The sequence below is a fragment of the Psychrobacter fozii genome (genome assembly GCF_003217155.1).
Lineage (GTDB): Bacteria > Pseudomonadota > Gammaproteobacteria > Pseudomonadales > Moraxellaceae > Psychrobacter > Psychrobacter fozii.
On the sequence record NZ_QJSU01000002.1, the window covers coordinates 228,436 to 254,038 of the forward strand.

Sequence of the window (25,603 nt, forward strand, 5' to 3'; positions counted from 1 at the left end):
AAGACTTGTTCAGGTAGACTTATCTAGGGCGTGTCATCATTTAGATTGTGTGGCTTAAAATGAGAAAAATTGCAGTCAAACAAGGAAGAACTCGCCGTAAATATGAACATATTGACAAGGTTTCTGACGATGTTTGACAAAATTTAGCCATTTTAAGGCCACTAAATGTATCAATGTGCTAATTGATGACATGCCCTATTATTTATATGATGTATAACAAATAAAAAAGGATATATTATGGAATTGTTTGATGAACAGACAACCAAAACCACCGAGCAAAAGCAAGCGATTTTAGACAATGTACGCCTGCCAACAGATTGGAAAACAGCATTAGCAGATGAGCTAACCTCTGATAACATGGATAATTTGCGTGCATTTTTAAAAGAAGCGTACCAATCAGAGGAAAGCGTTTATCCGCTAGCACCACTGATGTTCAATGCTTTTAACCTAACGCCTCTATCACAAGTCAAAGTCGTGATATTAGGTCAGGACCCTTACCATCGTCCAGGACAAGCAATGGGGTTATCGTTTTCTGTGCCAAAAGCTATCCCAAAACCGCCATCGCTTAATAATCTGTTGAAAGAAATGGCTACTGATATTGGTCTGAAACCATCAGCACATGGCGATTTAACGTACTGGGCGCAGCAGGGAGTATTGTTATTAAACAGCTCATTGACTGTAAAAGAGGGTGAGCCGAATAGCCATCAAAATCAAGGGTGGGAGCAGTTCACTGATGCGGTGATTGATGTAGTCAATGAACAAACAGAGCGTACAGTATTTATATTATGGGGCAGTAAAGCACAGAAAAAGGGCAAGTATATCAATACAGATAAGCATCTTATCCTGACGGCTGTGCATCCTTCACCGCTTGCTGCTAACCGTGGTGGTTTTTTCGGCTCTAAGCCATTTTCTAAGACCAACGACTATTTGGTACAGTACGGCCAAACACCAATTGATTGGCAGTTACCGCAATAGATGATAAACATACCGGATATAAGCTTGAAACCATCTCAATTCTTCAATCATCATCCAGTTATCGAAGATATTCAGACTAGTATATTTTGGTCAACTGAAGATGTTAAGTGGATGCAAGAAGCACTCAAGCTTGCTAAGCAAGGTGCTGAGCATGGAGAAGTGCCAGTAGGGGCGATACTAGTACATGGTCAGCAGGTCATAGGGCAGGGATTCAATGAGCCAATTGGCCGCCATGATGCAACTGCACATGCCGAAATTATCGCATTGAGAGATGCCTGTACCCGTTTAAATAACTATCGCTTGCCATTACAGACAACGCTGTATGTTACCTTAGAGCCTTGCACAATGTGCGTTGGGGCGCTGATTCACGCACGGGTAGAAAGGCTTGTCTATGCGGCGAGCGAGCCAAGAGCAGGTATGGTTGGTAGTCAGATGAACTTGCCGATGCAGCCTTTTTATAATCACAGTATTCAAGTAAACAGAGGTCTTTGTAGCGAGCACAGTAGTCAAATACTCAAAAGCTTTTTTCGCGAACGACGAAAACTGGCCAAAATGAAATCAAAATAATCTGTTAACAAGATATCGGACTTGTCGCTAGTGATAGGGATGTTTCTTTGCTATAATATCGCCCTATTTAATGGCGAAGTTGTCAGCCATATGAGTATTGTCTCCGATTAAGTGATTATTATGACCGTTTCTACAACTGATAACACCGCACTTCATAATGATAATAGTCAAACGCAACCACTGCGTTATCCTGTTATTTGTATTGATGGGCCGAGCGGTGCAGGCAAAGGCACGGTTACATGGCGCTTAGCTCAAGCATTGGACTATCAGTTGCTTGATTCGGGTGCTCTGTATCGTATTGTAGGACTCAAAGCTTTCGAAGCTGGTCTGGTTACCGCAGATACCAGTCAAGTCATTGATGAAATGGCGGTATTAAAGTTGACTCAAAGCCTAGAGATTGCATTTGTGCCTAATAATGCGTCAGGACGTGTCGATATTTTGGTGAATGATGAGGCAGTTGGTGAGCAGGTACGTAACGAGACAGTTGGAGGCTATGCCTCACAGATAGCAATATTTCCAAAAGTTCGTGAAGCGTTGTTAAAGTTACAACAGGACATGGCCACTCGTTCAGGTTTGGTTGCTGATGGCCGTGATATGGGAACGATAGTATTCCCAAATGCTGATGTTAAGGTGTTTTTGACAGCCAGTGCTGAAGCGCGTGCTGAGCGCCGTGTGGCACAGTTATTGAATGCTGGGCAAACAGCAGACTTTGACGCAATATTAACAACGATTAAAGCCCGTGATGATCGTGATGAAAATCGTAGCACTGCACCGTCGAAACCTGCAGAGGACGCTTTGCTGCTTGATAGTTCAATACTAGATGCTGATACTGTATACGAGCAAGTGAAGAAACACTGTCAAACCAAAGGCATATTCTTTAATAGTTAATAAAAACAACATATTAAGCATTAAAAGCTTTGCTATGAGGTTTGGTTTTAGTATAAAATTGTAGTAGTGAGATTTATGGGGCTTACCAGGCCCTAAGAAAACATGATTTGATAGAATAGATAACGAAGTTTTTAGATCAGACAGACAGTTGTTGTTAATAATTTCGGTAAAACATGCGCTTATTAACAACAAACGTTTTTATATATGATTGTATGGGATAAAAAACCAGTATTCTCGTTTTATGCAATCATAAATTTGATCCGTACTGTGCTGGACAGGATACGGCTATACAAAGGTAGACATAATGGAATCATTTGCTGAACTATTTGAAGCGAGCATCGAAGAAACAGGTCTGGATATCGAGCGTGGCTCGGTTATCACTGGTACTGTTGTAGCCATCGATAGCGACTGGATCACTGTTGACACTGGTCTTAAGTCTGAAGGTATTGTCGCTCGTGAAGAGTTTTTAAGCGAAGAAGGCGAACTTGAAGTTGAAGTTGGCGATAGCGTTGATGTCGTGGTTGAAGCAGTTGATAACGGCATGGGTCAAACCTTGCTATCACGTGAAAAAGCTAAGCGTGTTGAAACTTGGAACTTCCTTGAGAAAATTGCTGACAACGATGAAATCGTAAAAGGTATCATTTCAAGCAAAGTTAAAGGCGGTTTCACTGTAGATATCGGTTCAGTACGCGCATTCTTACCAGGTTCATTGGTAGATGTACGTCCTATCCGTGATACGACGCATCTTGAAGGCAAAGAGCTAGAATTCAAAGTTATCAAACTTGATCAAAAACGCAACAACGTTGTAGTTAGCCGTCGTGCAGTTATGGAAGCTGAAAATTCAGCTGAGCGCGAAGAGCTATTGAACAAGCTTGAAGAAGGCATCGAAATCGAAGGTATCGTTAAGAACCTTACTGATTACGGCGCATTCGTTGATCTTGGCGGTATTGATGGTCTATTGCACATCACTGATATGGCATGGCGCCGTATTAAGCACCCATCAGAAGTTGTTGAAGTTGGTCAAGACCTAAAAGTTAAAGTATTGAAGTTTGATCGTGAGCGCAATCGCGTAAGCTTAGGTCTAAAACAACTTGGTACTGATCCTTGGGATAACGTTGGCGGAACTTATCCAGTAGGTAGTGTTGTTAAAGCACGCGTAACTAACCTAACTGATTATGGTTGTTTTGCTGAGATTTCTGAAGGTATTGAAGGTCTAGTACACGTATCAGAAATGGATCATACCAACAAAAACATCCATCCATCTAAAGTTGTTCAAGTGGGTGATGAAGTTGAAGTAATGATTCTTGATATCGACGAAGAACGTCGCCGTATCAGCCTAGGTATCAAACAAACTCTTGCTAACCCATGGGACGAGTTTGATAAGAAACATGAGCGCGGTGATAAAATCACTGGTACTATCAAATCAATCACTGACTTCGGTATCTTTATTGGTCTAGACGGTGGTATTGATGGTCTTGTTCATCTATCTGATATCTCTTGGAACGAAACTGGCGAAGACGCTATCCGTAACTACAACAAAGGTGACACCGTTGAAGCAATGGTATTGTCAGTAGATGCAGAAGCAAACCGCATCAGCCTAGGCGTTAAGCAGTTAAGCTCTGATCCATTCAACGAATACCTAGTCAACAATGACCGTGGTGCTATCGTTAATGGTAAAGTGAAAGAAGTAGACGCTAAAGGCGCTACTATTGAACTTGCTGACGAAGTAGAAGCTTATCTACGTGCCTCTGAAATCCAACGTGACCGCGTTGAAGATGCCACTAAGCATCTAACTGTTGGTGATGATGTTGAAGCTAAAATCATCAGTGTTGATCGTAAAACACGCAATATCAACTTGTCTATCAAAGCGAAAGACGAAGCTGAAGAGCGTCAAGCAATTAAAGAACTAAGCAGCACAAGTACTACTGCCGCTGCCGGTTCTGAAGCTCAACCAAAAACTATTGGTGACTTGATCAAAGAACAAATGCAGTAAGCTGCTAAGTTATTGATATAAAGTAATATAAAAGAAGCGACTCCGGTCGCTTTTTTTTATGAATAAATTTTGATATTACTATTAACAAGTGATGTTTTTGCCCAAAGAGGCAAACTCTTATTTTCATTTACGGTAATATCCGCTATCATTTGCAACATTGAGTAACAAAATGTGAGTCGCTACTTGTTCAAAGCGATAGGCTGTTCTAAAGACCGAGTTTTTATCCTTACTATTTTAAGGATATGCTGATTTAGCAGTAGTTATTGAAATAAATACCGTTATTTAAATAACCTAAAATATCGTTCTGACTCACAATCATCTTATCCATTAATTTACAAGGCAAGCGTAATAATGCAGCAAGCGATTAACAAGTCCGAATTTATTAGTAATTTGAGTGCGAACTGTGACAATATGACTGATACAGTCGTCGATGATGCAGTACGCGAAATATTAACTTTGATGACCCATACTTTAGCCAATGATGGCCGAGTAGAGGTTCGTGGGTTTGGTAGTTTTTGTCTACATCATCGCCGTGCACGTCTAGGACGCAACCCTAAAACAGGGGAAAGCGTGCCAGTACCTGCTAAGGCTATTCCTCATTTTAAACCAGGCAAAGCACTACGTGAAGCGGTCAATGACACGGTTGCAACTAGCTAAATGTTTTCATAACCCGTTTATTGAATAAGCATTTTTCATAAAATGGTTTATCAGTCGCTCATATCACTTATTTATTCTGAATACATTAACGGCATTTCCAACTAAGGTAACCGTCTCATGCGCTTTTTACTATTTGTATTACTGTTTCTGAGCTTTGCCTATGCGCTTGGTTTGGTGCTGGCAAATAATACTGAAGTTGGTGTAAATTTACTGTTCTCGCAAGCGCCTACGATGAATTTAGGGCTGCTACTGATACTGTGTCTGATGCTTGGTATCGTTATTGGTATTTTGCTAGCACTGCTTATTTTCCGCGTTTTACAAAACAAGTGGGAAATTTCGCGTTTGCAAAAAGCAAAAACCAATCTACAAGAGCAACTCACACAAGCCAATATAGTCATCGATCGTCAAGCGAATTCGCCAACGGTAGAAGAAGCCGTTTATGGCTCTACGGCGACTAATGTACAGGATGGAGCGGTTAGCGACTTAGATGAAAGTGCTGCTCTTACTAAACATAAGCGAGATTAAACCATCTCGCAATGAATCTGCGATTAAGTTAGATATACTTCTTTAATAACTCCGATATCAATATGGCTAAGTCATGAATAATATAATTAAGTCTCCAGTCGTCGTCGCTCTAGATAATATGACCATGGAAGCCTCTTTAGCACTAGCTGATCAATTAGATCCAGCATTATGTCGATTAAAAGTAGGAAAAGAGCTCTTTACTCGCTGTGGTCCTGACATGGTCAAAGCACTGCATCAGCGTAATTTTGATGTGTTTTTAGATTTGAAATTTCATGATATTCCTAACACTACTGCACAAGCAGTTTTGGCAGCGGCTGAACTGGGTGTATGGATGGTGAACGTCCATGCAAGTGCAGGTCTAGAAGCAATGTCACTAGCCAAGCAGCGTTTACTAGATAATGGTTTTGATACCTTGCTGATAGCAGTCACTGTATTGACCTCTATGGACAATGAAGCGCTGATGCAAACGGGCATTACTGACGGTCTGGATGCGCACGTGAGTAGACTGGCGCAATTGACTAAGCAAGCTGGACTTGATGGTGTGGTGTGCTCAGCACAAGAAGCTAAAACGCTTAAAGCATTGTGTGGTCAAGATTTTAAACTCATTACTCCCGGTATTCGTCTGCTAGAAGACAATGCTGATGATCAAAAACGCATTTGCACGCCTAAACAGGCACTCAGTGCCGGTTCTGATTACTTAGTCATTGGGCGTTCAATCACACAGGCAGAAAACCCTGCTGCGAAATTGCAGAAGATACTACAAAGTATTTAGGCCACGCTTTAATAACTTATAATGTCAGAACGATCAAAAGACAGCCTAACTCGCTGTCTTTTTTGCTTTTTGCGGGTAGGTAAAAGGTGCTAAACTATTTGTGTTTATTCAATGATATTGGCTTATATGAAATTACAGATTTTGAGTGACTTACATATTGATAGTTATGCTCGTCAGTCACATCCGATAGGACACATCCCTAAAACCGACGCAGATGTGGTGCTAGTAGCGGGAGATACTGCAAATAGTGACAATGGTATGCCATGGTTACAGGAGCAAGCTGCGCGTTTGCAAGTCCCTCTAATCACTATCGCAGGCAACCATGAGTACTTCAATGAAGATGTGCTGCATTTCGATAAGAAACTAGCGACTTGGGACAATTATAATATCGAGTCGAATGAAGGCGTTCGGGTTTTGCAGTGTCAGCATATGGATATTGGTGAAGTGCGAATCCTAGGCTGTACGTTGTGGACGGATTATCAGTATCAAGCCAATGAGGATACGATGGCAGCTGCTAGTCGCTTTATGCGTGATTACAAACAAATATATGCCGGTAGCGAGTTGTTTTCACCTGAGGTCTCTATGCAACTTCATGCCGAGCAGCGTCAATGGTTACAGCAAGCATTAATCACTGCTAATAAACTTGGCAAAAAAACCGTGGTGATGAGTCATCATAGTGTTAGCCCGTTATCTGTGTCTGAGAAGTATGCCAATTTACCAAGTAACGCCGCTTTTATCAGTGATCTCTCCGGATGGATGCATGAGGAGTGGGCGCCGACACTCTGGGTACATGGACATACCCATGAAGCATTTGATTATCAGATTGGTAAGACGCGGGTGATTGTTAATCCACGTGCTTATCCAAATGAAGTAAGCAGTACAGCATTAGAATTCTCATGGGATAGAGTGATTGATATCGGTTAGCGTGCATCTGTAGAGATACAGGTATTGTTAGCAATAATGTCATAGCAGTGTTAAGAGTGACCACCCTATTTTTGAGCAGCTTTGGGTACAATCATTGGCGCCTATACGATGATTGTACTGATATTTTGTTCATTCCTACCAGAAAATCTGCTACGCTTGTTAACATGAGTAAATACACGAACGATACTTTATCAAAATTATCTGCTGAAAAGCTCGGGACTCACATCCCAAGTGCACCAGCGCCTTCGCACCTGCCTGATAGTATGATCTCGTCAGTCAGCTTATTACCCGAAAACAAGCGATTGATTTTGTTTACAAGGCATTCTCTACGCGAGCGTTCTGATGGGAATGGCTTTGCCAGCTATCAGTTGCCACTGACACCTAAAGGTCGCGTGTTGGCAAAATCTTGGGGTCGTTGGTTGGCAGGACATCTGCCGTACTCCCTCAATGTTGATAGTATCTCAAGCCCTATAGGTCGCTGTATTGATACGGCACAGCTGATGCAAGAAGGGGCAGGTCTACGACGAGATATTGCACATCAATCACTACTGGTTGAGCCTGGCAGCCTCGTTACTGAACCTGAAATAGCCAATCCAGTGTTCAAAGAGATAGGTGTGCTTAACTTCATCAATCGATTCCTACAAGGCAACCTTGAAGGTACCAAAAACGCCTATCAGGGTGGTCTCGATATCTTATCTCTATTTTATCAACATCAGCCTGAGCATGGGCATCTTATGCTTGCCGTCAGTCATGATACGCTACTGTCTGCATTTTTAGCCGTGATGTTTGATGTGGTCGAGATTGATTGGAATGATTGGCCAAAAATGATGGAAGGAGTGTTTTTGTGGTTTGATGATATGCCATTTGAGCAAGCCAACGCGCATTTTGTTTGGCGTGGTGAGATTTATACTCGTCCCATTCATACTCTGTTAGACGGCTATCGTGCTGCAGGGTATCATCCTAGCAAACTGTTGCTACCGCCAGAAGTAAAATGGACTTGATATCAGCATAGTCAGCGAACTACTAAACCGCTACGGTGTTACCCTCCCTAGAGGTACTATATGTACAATCTGCGGTCGACTGCCTTGTAGCTGTTTTAGATTTCTTTGACTATATAAGTTGAATCAATGAGTTTTAAACAGGCATAAAAAAACCTTGCCCCAGTATTAGAACCAGTGACAAGGTTTTAGTCATTACACTATAAAGCGTAATGCGGTCTAAACGCGACCAATCTTAAGCTTGAAGGCCTTTGATTGTTTTGTTTAGGCGGCTCTTACGACGAGCAGCTTTATTCTTATGAATAATACCTTTGTCAGCCATACGATCAAGAACTGGTACCGCTTTTTTGTAAGCTTCGGTAGCCGCGTCATAATCTTTAGCTACGATAGCCGCATCAACACGTTTTAAGTAAGTACGAACCATAGAGCGTTGTGACGCAGAGTTCTGACGACGTTTGGTGTTTTGACGGGCGCGTTTACGAGCTTGTGCAGTATTAGCCACGCGTATCTCCTTGATAAAGACAGATAAAATATGAATGTTGATTGCAATAAAGGGTTTAAACAATCATCGGTGACGAGCAGCCTCTCGCCAAACATGATGTCGATGTCTTATATTAAAGTATCTAATATGAATAGAGCATCGCAAGCGCCAGAACTGTTTGGAATAATTAAACAGCGTTGACGTGTAAAGCCGGACATCTTAGCAAATTATTGCGCTTAGAACAATATATTTGATGATTAATGCCAAAAGAAGTTATGATATCACATGGGCGGCTGATTTCTCTAGTGTCTATTAGGATTGTTGTTAAGCCATCTTTCAGTATTGTTAGTGGAGACATGATTGGCTACACAGATGCGTCAGCTGATAAAACCTCTTACAATATATTCTATAGAATACCATCAGTTGTGTATTAAATTAGGTATGATACTAGACTTAAGATCTTTCACACGACAGACTGTCTTATAAAAATAAATTTTCCAACACTATATATAAATGGATCGGATATGCAGCGAAAAGCAATTGTAATTGGTGCGACAGGGCTGGTAGGGCAGTATCTGGTTAAGCAGCTTAGTGAGCTTTATGACACGTTAATTGTGATTGCACGGCGTCCGCCACGCTATATCAATGCGAGCATGCGTTTTTATCAAGTGAACGATTTTGATAATTTAACTGAGGTTTTTGCCAGCGTTGGTGTTGATCGTAAGACAGATGCTTTTAGTTGTCTTGGTACGACTAAGAAGCAAGCTGGTAGTGACGAAGCCTTTCGAAAAGTTGACCATGACTACAATGTGAATTTTGCTAAGTTGTGTCAAGATAAAGGCGTCGAAAACTTCTTCTTGTTGTCTTCAATGAACGCCGATATTGACAGTCGTTTTTTATACAATCGAGTCAAAGCGGAAACCGAGCAATCCATTATATCATTGGATTTTGCGCATCTAGTCGTTTTACGTCCTTCATTGCTATTAGGCAAACATAAAGGTCGTCCTCTTGAGAGCATTGGTCAAAAGGCTTTTAAGCTCATATCACCGCTTTTGTCAGAATCATTACCACTACATCCTATTTCTGCTAAGCGTGTCGCTAGTGCAATGGCAATGAGTGCGCACGCCATCTATGAGCGTAACAAGTACCGTGCTGAGCCTACATTGAAAAAAATAGAAATCATTGAAAATAAGCAGATGCTTGCGATGACAAGAGTGAAAAATTAAACGGTTAATGACTTATACATATATATTACAGTACCGTATTTTAAAATAGCCTAAGTATTTATATAGATATTCGATAAAAATTGAGAGTAATGACTAGATAATCAAAAATAAGGAGCTTCACTATGCCGGAATCCATGCAGATAAATAGAGAAAATTTTGTGACTTGTGATTTATTGGATGCCAATCCTGAGTCGCAAGTATGTTTGCCAAATATTGAAGGCAAGTCATTTCATAACTTTGGTGGCAAAGACAGATTTTGCGGTGAAATCGTAACAGTGAAGTGCTTTGAAGATAATAGCCGTGTTAAATCACTATTGAACAGTGACGGTAAAGACAAAGGTGGGCATGGCAAGGTGTTAGTCGTTGATGGTGGCGGCTCAATGCGCTGCGCTCTTTTGGGTGATATGATTGCAGAATCAGCAATTGAGAATGGCTGGGCAGGAGTCATTATCTATGGTTGTGTCCGTGATGTGGATGACGTGGCACAAATGAATATTGGCGTTAAAGCGCTCGGTTGTATCCCACGTAAATCAAATCGTCGCGACGAAGGACAAACGGATATCGAAATCAGCTTTGGTGATTTAACCTTGAACTCAGGAATGTTTGTTTATGCAGATAACAATGGCATTATCGCTAGTGATAAACCATTAGTTTAACAATAACTAAATGAGTACCAATTCAAAACCTCAGCTTATAAGTTGAGGTTTTTTCATTTCACGACGATTTTAGGTGGTAATGAGTATTTTTAAGGTCTTAATTGATCATTTAATAATTAGTAAAATTTTAAGTGACAAACCGTTACGGCATAAATTTTGGTAATTGATGAAATATTCGTATAATAGCTATCTGACTCTTAACTTTGATCCTATTCTATATGCCTATCACTGCTTTGACTGACGCGTTTGACCCTATTAACCAGCAGCTATTCCCTATCCAGAATGCTCAGCGGCGCTGGCTAGCACCTGTGCATGGTGCTGTCAGCAGTTTGTGGTTAGCAAGCTTGGTACAGGGATCGATATGGGATGTGGCTGATCGTCTCAAGGTTGTTGTGACTCGTGACCAAAATCAGCTCAATCAAATAGAAACAGAACTGGCATTTTGTGGCGTGGATGCCTACGTGTTCCCTGATTGGGAAACATTAACTTATGACGAACTGTCACCGCATCAAGATATTGTGAGTGAGCGTATCAATCTATTGACGGATATGCCGACATCGGGAGTCCTGCTGATTTCTGTACAGGCGCTGATGCACCGAGTAGCACCACCAAGTTGGCTAATTGGGCAGCATTTCGATTTGAGTGTGGGTGACCAGTTTGATATCAACACTCAACGCGGACTACTAGCAAAAGCAGGCTACCGCGCTGTTGAAAACGTCTTTGAGCCGGGTGAGTTTGCCGTACGTGGTAGTATTATTGATATTTTTGCGATGGGTCAGCCATTTCCGCTGCGTCTCGATTTATTCGACGATGAGATTGAAACCATTCGCTTCTTTAATCCACAGACTCAGCGCACTCTGACTGTTGATGATCTCAAATCAATGATGAGTGGTAATGACAGTAGTATGGATAAAGAGTCGTTGTCGCTACTACATAAACTGCCAGATATCTCAAAACCTATTCAGCAGTTTCAAATCCTACCAGCAAAAGAATTTCCACTTGATGAAGGGCGTGAGACCTTCCGTACAAACTTTGCTGCGATATTTCCTAATACGAGTAGCCGTAAGTTTGAACTACACAAAGACGTGATGGCAGGTATTGCCAGCAGTGGGCTTGAATATTATCAGCCATTGTTTTTTGATTTAAAAGACTGGGAAGCAGAGAGTAGTTTATTCGCCTACTTGCCAAGTAATGCGTTATTTATCACTGATGAATTGATTAACGAAAAACAGGCAGATTACTGGTCACAAATTCAGCGCCGCTATGAAGAGCGCCGTCATGATATTGATAAGCCTATCGTCGCCCCTGAGCTACTGTATCTCTTGTCTAATAAGCTTAATGAGCATCTCAACGATTATCCACGCGTTATTCTAAGCGCGCGCGATGAGCTAGCATTGATGACAGATGTCGCTGATGTGGATAATGAGAGTTCATCATTAGAGCCTGCATCAAACAAACCACAGGGGTTGGTAAGACTAAGTGCCCAGTCACCACCGCAGCTAGCGGTAAATCATCAAAAATCCGAACCTCTCGCTGAGCTCTTAGCGTTCTTAGAAATACAAGAAAAAACGTCCACACCTGTATTAATCGTTGCTGAAACAGCCGGTCGTCGTGAGATTCTCATCGAGTTGTTTAAAGGCAAAGTCGATATCAAAGCCTATGACAGTTTTGAAGCGTTCCTAGTAGCCGATAAAACGAGTGGGATTGGTTATAGCAAACTACCAAAGGTCGGTCTAACCGTTGCGCCTATTGAGCGCGGTGTTTATGTTCCAGAGCGTTTGGTGCTGATTAGTGAGACGCAATTATTTGGTCGACAAGTACTGCAAACGCGCCGTCGCCGTCAGAGCGGTGTGTCAGAGGAGTTTTTGGTTAAGAGCGTTACCGAAATAACTCAAGGTAGCCCTGTTGTCCATATTGAGCATGGTGTCGGGCGTTATAACGGCCTGATTACGTTAGACGTAGGTGATGGTGAGCAAGAGTTTATTCACCTAAAATATGATGGTGACGCCAGTATTTACGTCCCAGTTGCCAATTTACAAATGATTAATCGCTATAGCGGCGGTGATCCAGCACTTGCGCCACTGCACAAAATCGGTAGTGGTAAGTGGGATAAGGCTAAACAAAAAGCGTTGGAACAAATTCATGACGTCGCTGCTGAGCTACTAAATATGCAGGCAAGACGCGAAGCTAAAGTAGGTATTCATTTTAAAATAGACTCGTCACAATATGATTTGTTTGCCAGTCAGTTTGCGTTTGAAGAAACGCCTGACCAAGCCAATGCCATCCATGCAGTGATGGAAGACATGAAGCAAAATCAGCCGATGGATCGTCTTATCTGCGGGGATGTTGGTTTTGGGAAAACAGAGGTCGCCATGCGTGCGGCTTTTATTGCCGTTAGCGCAGGCTACCAAGTGGCGGTGCTAGTACCTACAACGTTGTTGGCAGGTCAACATGAAGACAACTTCCGTGATCGATTTGCTGATTGGCCAGTACGTATCGAAACGCTATCGCGCTTCGGTGGCAAAAAGCATCAAGACACGGTATTGGCAGACTTGGCCGCTGGCAAGGTCGATATCGTTATTGGTACGCATAAGCTGTTACAACCGGATGTTAAATTCTCTAATCTAGGCTTGATGATCGTCGATGAAGAGCATCGCTTTGGTGTGCGTCATAAAGAGCGTATTAAGGCCATTCAGACTGATGTAGACAGTATGTCTATGACAGCGACGCCTATCCCTAGAACGCTCAATATGGCGCTCTCAGGTATGCGTGATATGTCAATCATTGCTACCCCACCTGCGAGACGCTTGGCGATTAAAACTTTTGTCATGCAAAAGACAGAAGCACTCATGAAAGAAGCCATTTTGCGTGAACTATTGCGCGGTGGTCAGGTGTATCTGCTGCATAATGATGTGGCTAGCATTGAGCGCATGGCAGAGACCATACGCGAGCTGGTTCCAGAGGCGCGTGTAGGCGTGGCTCATGGACAGATGCAGGAGCGTCAGCTTGAACAAGTGATGCAGCAGTACTATCACAAAAAATTCAATGTGCTAGTATGCTCGACTATTATCGAAACGGGCATTGATGTGCCTAATGCCAATACTATTATCATTGAGCGCGCTGATAAATTTGGTTTAGCCCAATTGCATCAGCTACGTGGTCGCGTTGGTCGTAGCCATCATCAGGCGTACTGTTATTTGCTTGTACCATCCATCAAAGGTCTTAAAGGTGATGCGAAACGTCGATTGCATGCTATTGAACGTGCCAACACACTGGGCGCAGGTTTTATGCTGGCCAGTGAAGATTTAGAGATTCGCGGAGCAGGTGAGATACTGGGTAAGCAGCAAAGTGGTAATATGCAGGTAATTGGCTTTAGCTTATATATGGATATGCTAGAACGTGCAACGAAAGCGATTAAAGCGGGTAAACAGCCTGATTTAAGTACACCGCTGTCACTGACCAGTGAAATAAATCTACATAGCTCAGCATTGATACCAGAAGAGTACTTGCATGATGTGCATCAGCGCCTATTGTTTTATAAACGCATTAGTAATGCCGATGATAAAGAAGCGCTAACGGATATTCGGACTGAAATGATTGACCGTTTTGGTATATTGCCGGATCAAACTAAGCAGCTCTTTGCCATTCATGGGTTACGTTTACAAGCAGAACCATTGAAGATTAACAAAATCGATGCCAATGGTAGTAGTATGACGCTAGAGTTTGCACCTGACACACCTGTCGATGCTTTAGCGATTATTAAACTGATTCAAACAGATGGTCAGCGCTATCGTATGAATGGCGCGTCTGGCATCCGTTACCAAAATGCTGATAAACTCGAGACGCCTCAACAGCGTGTTACGGTCATTCAAGAGCTGTTGCGCTATTTTAGCGAGCATATGGTATCAGAGCCTGCTTAGCTTCATTCTATAATGGCTATTTGCTATGCAGATGAATTATGATATTGCCTAGATCGTTCACGCAGATAGTTTAAAGATAAAACGCCAAGGCAATGAGTCATGGCGCTATTTTATCGGATAGATAACTGATAAAATAATGAGACCATATTTTATTTACTCATATTTTAGCTTTCTATACTTTTGATTTCTTTTATTTGAGATCCATAACAAGAGAACCGTCATTATGTTCCAACTTCATCATAAACTTGCTGCCGATAGCTTTTTAGTGGGTGACTTTCCGCTATCGACTTGCCGTTTAATCAATGATTGCCAGTTTCCTTGGTTGATATTGGTGCCACGTGTATCAGGTATCAAAGAGTTATATGAGTTATCCGAAACAGACCAAGTACAGTTTTTACGTGAGTCGAGCTGGTTATCAAGCCAACTGGCCAAGACTTTCCAAGCAGATAAAATGAATGTAGCGGCATTGGGTAATCAAGTACCACAGTTGCACTTTCATCATATCGTACGCTATCAAAACGACATGCAGTGGCCAAACCCAGTATGGGGTGTTCCAGCTGTTCCTTATACCAAAGAAGTATTGGCACAAATGCAGCAGACTCTGATGATGGCGTTACGTGGACATCATCAAATGCCTTTTGATTGGCAAATGAAATAAAGTCTTAAGCGATAATTACATTAATAAAAATATACTAAGTTATTTAAAGTCTATTTTGCAGCAGTTAAAAAAAATCCAGATATTTATTATCTGGATTTTTTGTTTTTTAACTTAACTAATAAAGATCGTTATTTTAATTTAATTGGATATTAAGACAAAATAAATGATAAGTGGTGTTCTTTTGGTTATGAGTGGCATGGGATTTATAACCTTTAAGAAGTATAATGTAGTATCAGACCGTACTTATGTCCAATTAGTCATAAAAATAGGTAATACACTTATACTCATGCCTCTTGGTTTCTCCTACAGCCTATTTTGTTTAAGCGAATGCTCATATGACTACTTTAGACAGATTGAGACCAGAGCTTCTGACAAAAGAGGAAGTATACGATAAGGTCGATTACCCAGAAGTTTTCGTATTAATACTCACCGTTATACTCCTCGCTTTACATTTTGACTTTAGACCCACTGCAATGGCGCTCCTTGTCATTGTTGGCCTGCCAAGTATGCTAATTTTAATTTATAATTATCGTCGCCAAGCCAGCTTTTGGACATCTAATATTGTCATTATTTTACTGTCTATGGTGATTGGGTCGATAGAGCTGCATATGATTATTTCGCTTAGTCTAGCGGCATTAATAGGCCTTAGAATTATTGTTAGTAGCCCTGAAAATCGTATAAAATTGATCATTGTATCTGTAATAACGGTTATTATTTTTTATTATGTCAGTATTATTTTAAATATTCCCAAGCTAGAAGGTTATGATGATTGGATAACACCTCTTATATTATTAGCCAGTATGATCGTTGTTTTATGTCGATTTACGTGTTTTTATAGGAAGTATGTCCGTTATGAAGCTCACTCTCATCATGCGGTTGGGCGATTGAATAGTGCAGTCTCTGTTATTAATAAACTAACACGTTTTGTCCCATTGCAAGTTTGGGAGCCAATCGTAAGAGCAGATATCCCAGTGAACGTCTCTAATAAACGTGCCAAGCTGACTATTATGTTCTCAGATATTATTGGTTTTACTGAGTTGTCTGATAGCCTTAGTGCGGATAATTTGGCTGATATTTTGAATACCTATATGCATAGCATGACGTTAATTGCTAACAAACATGGTGCAGTGCTTGATAAGTTTGTTGGCGATGGCATGATATGCTTTTTCGGTGAGCCAAACAGTCAGGGTACGCGTCAGGACGCTTTGAGCTGTCTTGAGATGGCAATAGACATGCGGCGTGAAATGCGTACCTTGAGACAGAAATGGCGCCTTATGGGCTTTGAGGGGCTATACATACGTATTGGTATTACAACAGGTTATTGCCATGTGGGCAATTTCGGTAGTAACAATCGTCTTAGCTATACATTGATTGGTAAAGAAGCCAATTTGGCCGCGAGACTAGAGTCTAGCGCTGGTAAAGATGAGATACTGATCAGTGAAAGTACTTATGACTATGTCTGTCATAATTATGAGTGTCAGCATGCTGGTGCATTTCATCTAAAAGGATTTGATAAGAAAGTACAAGCATGGCGAGTCTTTGATCCTGATATCAATAAAGCCAATCTATCAAAATGGGTCGATTACACATTACCTGGATTTAATTTGCATTTAAACTTCAAGGACATGAATCATAACGACTATCAGGATGTTAAAGCTCGGTTAAATTTTGCGCTTGGACGTATTGAGCAAGAAAACGAAAAAAATGAAAATGATATTAATGCAGAAAATAAACGCAATGATATAGGTAATAAGTAAGCTGCATTGACAAATAATAGTCTTTGAATATATACGTAAAAAAGCCAACGATCATTATGATCGTTGGCTTTTTATATGAAAATAAAAAAGAGCTTTTTATCAGTGCTTAATGATTTTCTTTGGCATGATTTAGGGTATATTTAGGCACTTCGATGGTTAAGTCTTCGTCCTCAACTATCACTTGGCAGGATAGACGTGAATCAGGCTCTAACCCCCAGGCACGATCTAGCAAGTCAGCTTCGATATCATCCATCTCTTCCAGACCATTAAAGCCTTTGCGTACGACTACATGGCAAGTTGTGCAGGCTTTTGACATCTCACAAGCGTGCTCAATTTTAATGCCTTTCTCTACTAGTGCTTTGCATAAGTTACTACCGGCCTCTAGCTCGACTTCAGCGCCTTCAGGACAAATCTCGTGGTGGGGTAATACAGTAATCTTTGGCATAAATCGTCTTTCCGATGCTAATCAATTTAAAGAAATAAAAATATAATGGAGATGCTATTCAGCAAATATGCTACCAATCTTGGGCGCTCGTACCAGCCATACTGGTTTTGACGCTCTGATTCATGATACGGGCAGCAAAAGCATCACTATGGGGCTTGAGTTGTGATTGTTGTGCTTCAATAAGTGCTAAGTCATTAGTGCTCAGTACTTCTTGCATTAGTTGTATTTGATCAGCCAGTGATTGCTGCTCTTCAGCAGATAGCAAAGCTGCAAATTCATTAAGTGCCGATTGTAGTGCTAATATTTCACGCTCAGCCTCTACTTTGGTTTCAATTAAAGAGCGGGCATTTTTGTCTTCTTCTGCATGCTTAAATCCTGCAATCAGTAACTGCTCTTTTTGTTCGTCTGACAACCCATAAGAAGGCACAATTTCAATCTTACTTTCTGTTTTGGTTGTGGTTTCTTGTGCGCTGACCGTTAGCTGACCATTGGCATCAATACTAAAGGTAACCTCAATACGGGCAAACCCAGCCTTCATAGAAGGAATGCCATACAATTCAAAGCGTCCAAGTGAGCGGCAGTTATCGACAGTTTCACGTTCACCCTGTACAACATGGATTACCATGCCTGTCTGACCATCTTGATAAGTTGTAAATACTTGACGTTTTTTGACAGGGATAGGGGTATTGCGTGGTATGAGCACTTCGACTAGGCCACCCATAGTCTCAAGACCAAGTGATAGCGGCGTCACATCTAGCAATAGTAGGTTATTGTCACTATCACCGTTGACCAGTTGATGCGCTGTCTGCGCCGCGCCTAGAGCGACTACTTCATCTGGGTTGAGGCGGCACAGCGGTTGTTTGGCAAAGAACTCAGTCACGACTTGCTGAATAGCAGGCATACGGGTTGAACCGCCAACCAAGATAACTTCGTCCAAATCAGTACTGGAGAGTTTGGCATCACGCAGTACTTGTTCACAGACACTTAAGGTACGGCGGCTAACAGGTTCTACGATCGTCAGGATATCTGTACGGCTCAATACACCTTGATAAGACTGAGTATTGACGACAATGTCGATATCGACTTGTTCACTATCAGTCAGTGCTTGCTTATAAGCTTTAGCTTGTTGCGCAAGTATTGACTTGTCATGAAGACTGACATCTTTTGGATCGATAGCCAATTGTTTGATGAGCCAATTGGTGATTAGTCGATCGATATCGTCACCACCTAGTGCACTGTTACCACCAGTGGCTAGTACTTCAAAGACGCCGTCAGTCAGCTTTAAGATAGAGACATCAAACGTACCACCACCCAAATCGTAAATTAAATAGTAGCTTTCTTTTTCGCTAGCTTCTGTGGCTTGATCAAGACCATAAGCGACAGCAGCAGCAGTTGGCTCGTTCAGTAAACGCAGTACCTTGATACCAGCCGCTTGAGCCGCATCTTTGGTCGCTTGACGCTGTGCTTCATCAAAATAAGCAGGTACGGTAATGACAGCACCTTCGATACTATCTTCAGGCAGTGCGCTTGCTGCACGTTGCTCAAGCGCCGCTAGTATACGGGCAGAAACCTCAACAGGAGAGACTTCACCCTGAGCAGTGACAAAAGCTGGCATGTCATCTTTATTGCCAGACAGCTCATAAGGGTGAGAAAATTTGATATCCGCTTGGCTACGACCCATAAAGCGCTTAGCCGAGACGATCGTATTTTTTGGATCATCCGCTAAGTGGGCTAGGGCATCATAACCAACCAATGGCTTGCCAGTGCTTGGGTAATAAACAACAGACGGTAACAAGGTATCAGTGCTGGTATTTGCTTCTAATACTTGCGCCTTGCCTGAACGTACCACAGCGACCAACGAGCGTGTGGTGCCAAGATCGATTCCTAAACCAAAACGATGCTGGTGAGGTTGGGCACTTTGATTGGGTTCGGCAATTTGCATTAAAGACATAAAATAACTCAAAGATAAAATGAATAAGTGAAATGGGGTAAGTGCAGCATAGGCATTACGACAGCCTGACAATTATAGTCAAAGTATTTATCAAGTAATACGGCGCTAACCTGGCGTGTTAACTAATACTGCTATATATGTTCGGTTGCCTTGTATCAATTCTAGACTGTCTCGACTATGTTCTCTACCATACAAATAGAGTCGTACAACGGCCAATAAATTTTGGGATAAATGATTATACGGTATAGTCGGTACTATTTTAACCAAATATTTTTTAACTAAATATCTAAAACCTAGTCTTTGGATAAAATAAATTGTTCACAGCTATCTAAACGTATAAATCATCGTCATCTGAATGCGCCGCAGCTGCAACGTCATCAAGACCAGTCGTGACATCTGCATTTAACTTGACCAAAAACTTCAATTTTTGTGTCGCATCAATCGCCGTTTGCCAATCTTGGCTGTCATAAGCATGGCTAAAGCGCTCAGATTGTTTTGCGAGACGCTCTGTGATTTGAGGATGTAACTGCTGCAAGGATGGAAGATCTTTGCCTTCAATAGCGTCATCCAAATCCATTCGCATTTCCATCGCATCTTCTAAGAAGTCTAAGTCTGCGATTGAGTGCTCTAGATTTTGAGCTTGATCTGCTATATCTAATAGATAACTAGCACGACTATCAGGCGAGCTAAGCGTTTGATAAGCTTGATTGATCAGTGCTGAATATTTTTCAGACTGTAGTTGTGCTTGAGCAATGTCAGCCTGGTTTTTAGCAACGTTATCAGGGTGATAACGTTTTTGTAGCAGACGTAGATGTTGATCGAGACTGTCTTGATTGACTTCAAATTGTACTGGTTGCTCAAATAAAGCAAAGAAGTTATCAAACTGTGCTTCTGGTGTGATGTCTGTCATATCATACGCCTTGCTTTTTATTTGTTTGAAATGTCTGTCTGTTGATACTCTATTACTGAGTCTATAATCCGGATTGTAGCGTAGACTGTTTAATGTTTTTCGAGCGTAAATGTTGGAAGGTTTAGGTCATTAAACCGTAAATGACTCACCGCAACCACATTCGCCTTTTTGATTAGGGTTACTGAACTTAAAGCCTTCGTTAAGACCTTCTTTTTCATAGTCCATCAACAAACCATCTAAATATACCAAGCTTTTAGGATCGATAAAGATGCTAACGTCTCGGCTTTCATAACGTGTGTCATTTTCGTCAGGTGTATCTACAAACTCTAAAACATAAGCTAGACCTGAGCATCCCGCTGTGCGGATACCAACTCGAATGCCTTCACCTTTGCCGCGATTGTCCAAAAAGTCTCGAACATGCTGAGCGGCGCGTTCTGTCATTTCAATCATGCCAACTCCCATTGACTATTAATTATAAATATCAATAAAAAAATCTGTATAGACTGGCAACTGAAATTACGAGATTGCCAAGATAATATGCTAGCGGCTCTTAGAAAATAAAAGGTGACAATTACATAAGTGTCATTGTCACCTTTTTAGCATCAGCAGCTGTTTAACGTGTTGCTACTATAGCGCTGCTAATACCACACAGTGCTAGGCTAGTAGGTTTAGCCTTAGATAACAGCTTCTTCAGTTGCTGCTGCTACGCCATGCTTACCTTTATAGTCGCTAATAGCGGCTTTAATAGCATCTTCTGCAAGTACAGAGCAATGCACTTTTACTGGTGGTAATGCCAATTCTTCAGCAATGTGACTGTTCTTGATTTCGCCAGCTTGGTCTAGGCTCTTGCCTTTTAGCCACTCAGTAACAAGTGAGCTTGAAGCAATAGCTGAACCGCAGCCATAAGTTTTAAAGCGTGCATCTTCGATAATACCGTTATCATCGACTTGGATTTGTAGACGCATCACATCACCACATGCTGGAGCACCGACCATACCGGTACCAACATTTTTGGCGTTTTTATCAAGGTTGCCAACGTTGCGTGGGTTTTCGTAATGATCAATAACTTGGTCGCTATAGGCCATGGGGTTTTCTCCTAGTTAGATAATGAGTAGTAGCTGATTGATTTGAACGCTGCTACTCATTGATAATTGGGGTCAAACACTTAATCGTAATTGTCTGATCAATCGGTTAATGGCTATGTTCGATAGCCATATCTTCGTTTTTGGTAATTTTAGTGCTCAGCCCATTCGACTGAATCTAAATCAACGCCATCTTGGTACATATCCCAAAGTGGTGATAGGGCACGTAATTTGTCAACGGCTTCATGCATTTGCTTGATAACGGTGTTGATATCTTCTTCAGTCGTATAACGACCAAAGCTAAAGCGGATAGAGCTATGTGCCAATTCATCTGGACGGCCAATAGCACGTAATACATATGATGGCTCAAGCGTCGCTGATGTACAGGCCGAGCCTGATGAGACAGCCAAGTCTTTAAGCGACATCATGAGTGACTCACCTTCAACGAAGTTAAAGCTGATGTTCACAATGTTAGGAACGCTATGCTCTAAGTCGCCGTTTAAGTAAATCTCTTCAATATCTTGTAGACCATCCCACAGCTTTTGGCGTAGTTTCGCTGCATGGGCATTGTCTTCTTTGTAGCTGTCATTGGCTAGAGCAAATGCTGCGCCAAGGCCAACGATTTGATGCGTAGGCAAAGTACCTGAACGCATGCCACGCTCATGACCACCGCCATGTTGCTCAGCTTTTAGACGAATACGTGGTTTGCGGCTAACAAACAAAGCACCGATACCTTTAGGACCGTAGGCTTTATGACCTGAGAAGCTCATCAAGTCGATTTTCATTTCTGCAAGGTCGATCAATACTTTACCCACTGATTGCGCGCCATCCACATGGAAGACCACACCAGCTTCGCGAGTGATTTCACCAATCGCTGTTACATCAGTAAGCGTACCAAGCTCATTGTTAACCATCATAAGTGATACTAGGATTGTATCCTCACGTAGCGCTTCTTTAACTTGTTCTGGCAAGATTAGCCCAGTGCTTGGTTGTGGCTCAAGATAAGTGATCTCAAACCCTTCTTGCTCAAGCTCACGGCAGGTATCTAGTACCGCTTTGTGTTCAATTTTACTGGTAATAATGTGCTTACCACGAGACTGGTAAAAATGTGCAGCACCTTTAATAGCTAGGTTGTCAGACTCAGTAGCACCAGAGGTAAAGACGATTTCGCGTGGATCAGCGTTAATAACTTCAGCCACTTGTTGACGCGCTGTCTCTACTGCTTCTTCTGCTTGCCAGCCGTAACCGTGTGAGCGCGAGGCTGGGTTGCCAAAGACGCCATCTACCGTCAGATACTCGCTCATCTTAGCAGCTACTGATTTAGCAACTGGGGTAGTGGCGGCATAATCTAAGTATATAAGGTTGTTATGTTGGCTCATGCTGGGTTTGCCTCGCTGTTCGATAGAGTAATAGTATTGATGTCTTTTATGGAAATCTCTTTAGTAGAGCTATGCTGACGTTCGGAAACTGACTGCACGTTTTCCATGTCTAATAATTGTGCTAATGTTATATTATTCAAGTACTGTTCGATATGATTTGACAGTGCACACCATAAATCATGGGTTAAACACATTGTACCACCTTGGCAATCACCACGTCCTTCACACTGCATCGCATTCACAGACTCATCGACGGCAGATATGATGCTCATCACATCTATCTGATCCAATGGTTTAGCCAAATGATAACCACCGGCTGCACCGCGAATACTAGTAACGAGCCCACGTTTGCGAAGTTTGGAAAATAATTGCTCAAGATAAGAGATAGAGATTGATTGCCGTTTGGCTATATCAGATAAGGATACCGCACTTTCTTGTTGGCTGGTTTGTAGTGCCAAATCTAGTAACGCAGTAACGGCATACCTGCCTCGAGTAGTCAAACGCATGTGTTATCTCCAAACTGTTATGTCATTTTAGTTAACAACGATCTTAGCGAGATGATATTTGCGATAATTCGTATAAATATACAAGTCACGGATATAAATCATAGGGCAGCTAAGTTGTGTCTTATCGTTATTAAACAACAGATGATTGACCCGATGTGTGCAACGATTGGACCAATTATACTTAATCCCGAGTAATTTAGTCAAGATTAAAGTGTGGTTGAATGGTTAATCTAGCTTATTACTATGATTGATAAAAACAATGGTATTTAGAAGCGGTCATAAAACCGTTTAGTGGTGGTGACTATAGAGATTATGCTTAGAGATTTTGAACGTGCTGAGAAACAGAAGATTGTAAGTTTGTGTGCGTACTATGTTGAATGGACTAAGTATTGAAGTGACTAATTATTGAAATGATTGAGTATCGAGGTAGTTAAGAAGCAAAAAGCGGCTGATATCCTGTAATGGATATCAGCCGCTTTTTATTAAGCCATCGTTCTAAATTATGATATGCCGTTAAGATTAATTCATTAATAACGCAATGATAGTACCAATCATAATGGCAAGAGCAGCGATCGTCACAATAACAAGCATCTTTTGCTTGCTCTGTAATTCTTTTACGGTGGTTTCAAGCTCACGATTTTTGATAGTAAGGGTGTTTATCTGAGTTTGTTGTTCTTTAATACGTAACTTATAGTTTTCCTTTTTTTCTGCTAGGTCAGCTTCAGTTGGCTTAGACTTACCTTTGCCACCTTTTATCTTTTTGATCAAGCCTTGAATCAAGCTACCCAAACCGAGTTGCATGATGAATTGCTTGACCAATTGTACTTGCACAGACTCACCGCGCATTTGTAACTTTTCAGTCGTTTCGCTGTCGTGAGTGGTGATGGCATTGATAACCTGAAGGCTGTAGGCATTGATGATGACATCAGGTTCGCTACGGTCGATAGGTAGCTGAGCATCTAACAATACGCCTTTGGTACTAAAAGTGGCAAAAATTTCAACATGCGGCAAGTACAAACGCAATGCCACAACAGTGTCTTGCTTGGCAAGTGGATAAGCAGCTCTACGCAGTTCAGGATCTAAACGTAACAGTAATGTCAGCGCCGACTCGATGAACACCAGAATGATATTAGAAAAAGAGTGAGACAACGTAGAACGCTTCATGTAAATAATCCGTTTTTTTATTTGGCAAATTATAGGCAAAAGACAATCAAGGGTCAAAATCGACGCAAAATGTGCAGTAATATTTTGCTTATAGTAACGCCTTTATAATAAAAAGTAACGCTAGTTTCTGTCAGTGGGTCAATTATTACTTTACAATTTGTTAGGCAATAAAGACACGAGTGTTTGTGACTGATGGTGCATTAATGTGACCTGACCAGCGCTAAACGATAAGATAACATATAGGTGTATCTTTAAGATAAGGTCACATTAGTTGAACCTTGTGCCTTGATAGAACCGTTGCAGATACTTTGCGTAACATTGAGTGTCAAATACGTAGTGTAGTGAACAAAAATATGTAAAATCGCTTGCGCTCCTTATGCTGCCTTGATATAAAGACGATAACAAAGCGAGACCTGTTAATACGTCAGGCAGGCAGTTTTTATTGCTTAAATGCTATGAGAGCGTTACAATGCTTGGCGTGAGCGTTTATTATCCCCCTTAAACTTGAAGGAAATTTTATGAATAAGTCAGAATTAATTGATAGCATCGCAGACAAAAGTGGTCTAAACAAAACCCAAGCTGGTGATGCATTGAATGCTGTTATGGAAAGTGTTGGTGAAGCGCTAGAAGCTGGCGATAGCATCTCATTAGTTGGTTTTGGTACTTTCAGCGTAAAAGATCGTAAAGCGCGTACTGGCCGTAACCCTAAGACTGGTGAAGAGCTTAGCATCCCTGCAAGCAAAGTACCTAGCTTCAAAGCTGGTAAAAACTTAAAAGAGCGCTTGAACTAAGCCATACTATTATCAGTAAGCGCTGTGTCATGACGTAATATACGAATAAACATAACGTTTACCAATAGTAAAGTAGTAGATGATTTATAGCATGGTTCAACGCCATACTCTAAATTATAAAAAAGCACCTAATATTTGGGTGCTTTTTTTATTGCTATAGTTTGTATCATACAACGTGAATATTTTGAGTCTACACCAAAAATCACGTATCATAGGGCGCGCGATAGATGCGTTGTTGAAACTAGGCTGCTTTAGTCAGTCTTGTCCTTCTATATAAAATGCACGCGCGCTTACTTTTACCATTGCCTGCTTAGATAGCATTGATATTCATATTAATATTACAATGGTTTTTCATCAATATAGGTTAATACAGCAGAG

General features: G+C 41.4%; 24 protein-coding genes. 15 read left to right on the plus strand and 9 right to left on the minus strand.

Annotated elements, in window-relative coordinates:
* Positions 1 to 237: 237 nt before the first annotated feature.
* From DFP82_RS03720 to DFP82_RS03760, 9 genes are all read left to right on the plus strand, one after another.
* A complete protein-coding gene (locus DFP82_RS03720; protein ID WP_110922396.1) occupies positions 238 to 975 on the plus strand; it encodes a uracil-DNA glycosylase in 738 nt (245 codons plus the stop codon).
* Entirely contained in the window at positions 976 to 1,542 is a 567-nt protein-coding gene (gene tadA, locus DFP82_RS03725) for a tRNA adenosine(34) deaminase TadA (protein ID WP_110922397.1), read from the plus strand.
* A gap of 120 nt (positions 1,543 to 1,662) precedes the next feature.
* Positions 1,663 to 2,430: a (d)CMP kinase gene (gene cmk / locus DFP82_RS03730; RefSeq protein ID WP_110922398.1), complete on the plus strand. Its 768-nt coding sequence runs from the start codon at positions 1,663 to 1,665 to the stop codon at positions 2,428 to 2,430.
* 304 nt (positions 2,431 to 2,734) lie between these two features.
* A complete protein-coding gene (gene rpsA, locus DFP82_RS03735) occupies positions 2,735 to 4,423 on the plus strand; it encodes a 30S ribosomal protein S1 (RefSeq protein WP_110922399.1) in 1,689 nt (562 codons plus the stop codon).
* A gap of 351 nt (positions 4,424 to 4,774) precedes the next feature.
* Complete coding sequence (locus DFP82_RS03740) at positions 4,775 to 5,080, plus strand: integration host factor subunit beta (RefSeq protein ID WP_110922400.1); 306 nt, start codon at positions 4,775 to 4,777, stop codon at positions 5,078 to 5,080.
* A 117-nt stretch (positions 5,081 to 5,197) separates the two neighbouring features.
* Entirely contained in the window at positions 5,198 to 5,605 is a 408-nt protein-coding gene (locus tag DFP82_RS03745; RefSeq protein ID WP_110922401.1) for a lipopolysaccharide assembly protein LapA domain-containing protein, read from the plus strand.
* A 73-nt stretch (positions 5,606 to 5,678) separates the two neighbouring features.
* Positions 5,679 to 6,377 carry an orotidine-5'-phosphate decarboxylase gene (pyrF, locus tag DFP82_RS03750; protein ID WP_110922402.1) on the plus strand — a complete coding sequence of 233 codons (699 nt, stop codon included), beginning with the start codon at positions 5,679 to 5,681 and terminating at the stop codon, positions 6,375 to 6,377.
* 126 nt (positions 6,378 to 6,503) lie between these two features.
* On the plus strand, positions 6,504 to 7,301 hold the full coding sequence (locus tag DFP82_RS03755; RefSeq protein ID WP_245905632.1) for a metallophosphoesterase: 798 nt from the start codon (positions 6,504 to 6,506) through the stop codon (positions 7,299 to 7,301).
* A 164-nt stretch (positions 7,302 to 7,465) separates the two neighbouring features.
* On the plus strand, positions 7,466 to 8,302 hold the full coding sequence (locus DFP82_RS03760; protein WP_110922404.1) for a histidine phosphatase family protein: 837 nt from the start codon (positions 7,466 to 7,468) through the stop codon (positions 8,300 to 8,302).
* A gap of 232 nt (positions 8,303 to 8,534) precedes the next feature.
* Here DFP82_RS03760 and rpsT read toward each other — a convergent pair whose 3' ends face one another.
* Positions 8,535 to 8,801: a 30S ribosomal protein S20 gene (rpsT, locus tag DFP82_RS03765; protein ID WP_110922405.1), complete on the minus strand. Its 267-nt coding sequence runs from the start codon at positions 8,799 to 8,801 to the stop codon at positions 8,535 to 8,537.
* Positions 8,802 to 9,304: 503 nt separating this feature from the next.
* Here rpsT and DFP82_RS03770 point away from each other — a divergent pair.
* From DFP82_RS03770 to DFP82_RS03790, 5 genes are all read left to right on the plus strand, one after another.
* Positions 9,305 to 10,006: an NAD-dependent epimerase/dehydratase family protein gene (locus DFP82_RS03770; protein WP_110922406.1), complete on the plus strand. Its 702-nt coding sequence runs from the start codon at positions 9,305 to 9,307 to the stop codon at positions 10,004 to 10,006.
* 122 nt (positions 10,007 to 10,128) lie between these two features.
* Positions 10,129 to 10,662, plus strand: coding sequence for a ribonuclease E activity regulator RraA (gene rraA, locus DFP82_RS03775; RefSeq protein ID WP_110922407.1), 534 nt, complete (start codon positions 10,129 to 10,131; stop codon positions 10,660 to 10,662).
* Positions 10,663 to 10,880: 218 nt separating this feature from the next.
* Positions 10,881 to 14,582, plus strand: a complete 3,702-nt coding sequence (mfd, locus tag DFP82_RS03780; protein ID WP_110922408.1) for a transcription-repair coupling factor — start codon at positions 10,881 to 10,883, stop codon at positions 14,580 to 14,582.
* A gap of 223 nt (positions 14,583 to 14,805) precedes the next feature.
* Positions 14,806 to 15,240 carry an HIT domain-containing protein gene (locus DFP82_RS03785; RefSeq protein WP_110922409.1) on the plus strand — a complete coding sequence of 145 codons (435 nt, stop codon included), beginning with the start codon at positions 14,806 to 14,808 and terminating at the stop codon, positions 15,238 to 15,240.
* A gap of 506 nt (positions 15,241 to 15,746) precedes the next feature.
* A complete protein-coding gene (locus DFP82_RS03790) occupies positions 15,747 to 16,997 on the plus strand; it encodes an adenylate/guanylate cyclase domain-containing protein (protein WP_245905633.1) in 1,251 nt (416 codons plus the stop codon).
* A 106-nt stretch (positions 16,998 to 17,103) separates the two neighbouring features.
* Here DFP82_RS03790 and fdx read toward each other — a convergent pair whose 3' ends face one another.
* The 8 genes from fdx to DFP82_RS03830 form a co-directional block, all read right to left on the minus strand.
* A complete protein-coding gene (gene fdx / locus DFP82_RS03795) occupies positions 17,104 to 17,442 on the minus strand; it encodes an ISC system 2Fe-2S type ferredoxin (protein WP_110922411.1) in 339 nt (112 codons plus the stop codon).
* Positions 17,443 to 17,512: 70 nt separating this feature from the next.
* Entirely contained in the window at positions 17,513 to 19,393 is a 1,881-nt protein-coding gene (hscA, locus tag DFP82_RS03800; protein ID WP_110922412.1) for a Fe-S protein assembly chaperone HscA, read from the minus strand.
* Positions 19,394 to 19,721: 328 nt separating this feature from the next.
* Positions 19,722 to 20,303: a Fe-S protein assembly co-chaperone HscB gene (gene hscB / locus DFP82_RS03805; protein ID WP_110922413.1), complete on the minus strand. Its 582-nt coding sequence runs from the start codon at positions 20,301 to 20,303 to the stop codon at positions 19,722 to 19,724.
* A 129-nt stretch (positions 20,304 to 20,432) separates the two neighbouring features.
* Positions 20,433 to 20,753 (minus strand): iron-sulfur cluster assembly protein IscA, encoded by a 321-nt coding sequence (gene iscA / locus DFP82_RS03810; protein ID WP_110922414.1) that lies wholly within the window; start codon positions 20,751 to 20,753, stop codon positions 20,433 to 20,435.
* A gap of 224 nt (positions 20,754 to 20,977) precedes the next feature.
* Entirely contained in the window at positions 20,978 to 21,388 is a 411-nt protein-coding gene (iscU, locus tag DFP82_RS03815) for a Fe-S cluster assembly scaffold IscU (protein WP_110922415.1), read from the minus strand.
* 149 nt (positions 21,389 to 21,537) lie between these two features.
* Positions 21,538 to 22,764: an IscS subfamily cysteine desulfurase gene (locus DFP82_RS03820; protein WP_110922416.1), complete on the minus strand. Its 1,227-nt coding sequence runs from the start codon at positions 22,762 to 22,764 to the stop codon at positions 21,538 to 21,540.
* A complete protein-coding gene (locus DFP82_RS03825; protein ID WP_110922417.1) occupies positions 22,761 to 23,270 on the minus strand; it encodes an Rrf2 family transcriptional regulator in 510 nt (169 codons plus the stop codon). Before DFP82_RS03825 ends, DFP82_RS03820 begins: the two co-directional genes overlap by 4 nt.
* Before the next feature lie 519 nt (positions 23,271 to 23,789).
* Entirely contained in the window at positions 23,790 to 24,434 is a 645-nt protein-coding gene (locus tag DFP82_RS03830; protein WP_110922418.1) for a hypothetical protein, read from the minus strand.
* A gap of 518 nt (positions 24,435 to 24,952) precedes the next feature.
* Here DFP82_RS03830 and DFP82_RS03835 point away from each other — a divergent pair.
* Positions 24,953 to 25,225 carry an HU family DNA-binding protein gene (locus DFP82_RS03835; protein WP_045445077.1) on the plus strand — a complete coding sequence of 91 codons (273 nt, stop codon included), beginning with the start codon at positions 24,953 to 24,955 and terminating at the stop codon, positions 25,223 to 25,225.
* The last annotated feature ends 378 nt before the right edge of the window (positions 25,226 to 25,603 follow it).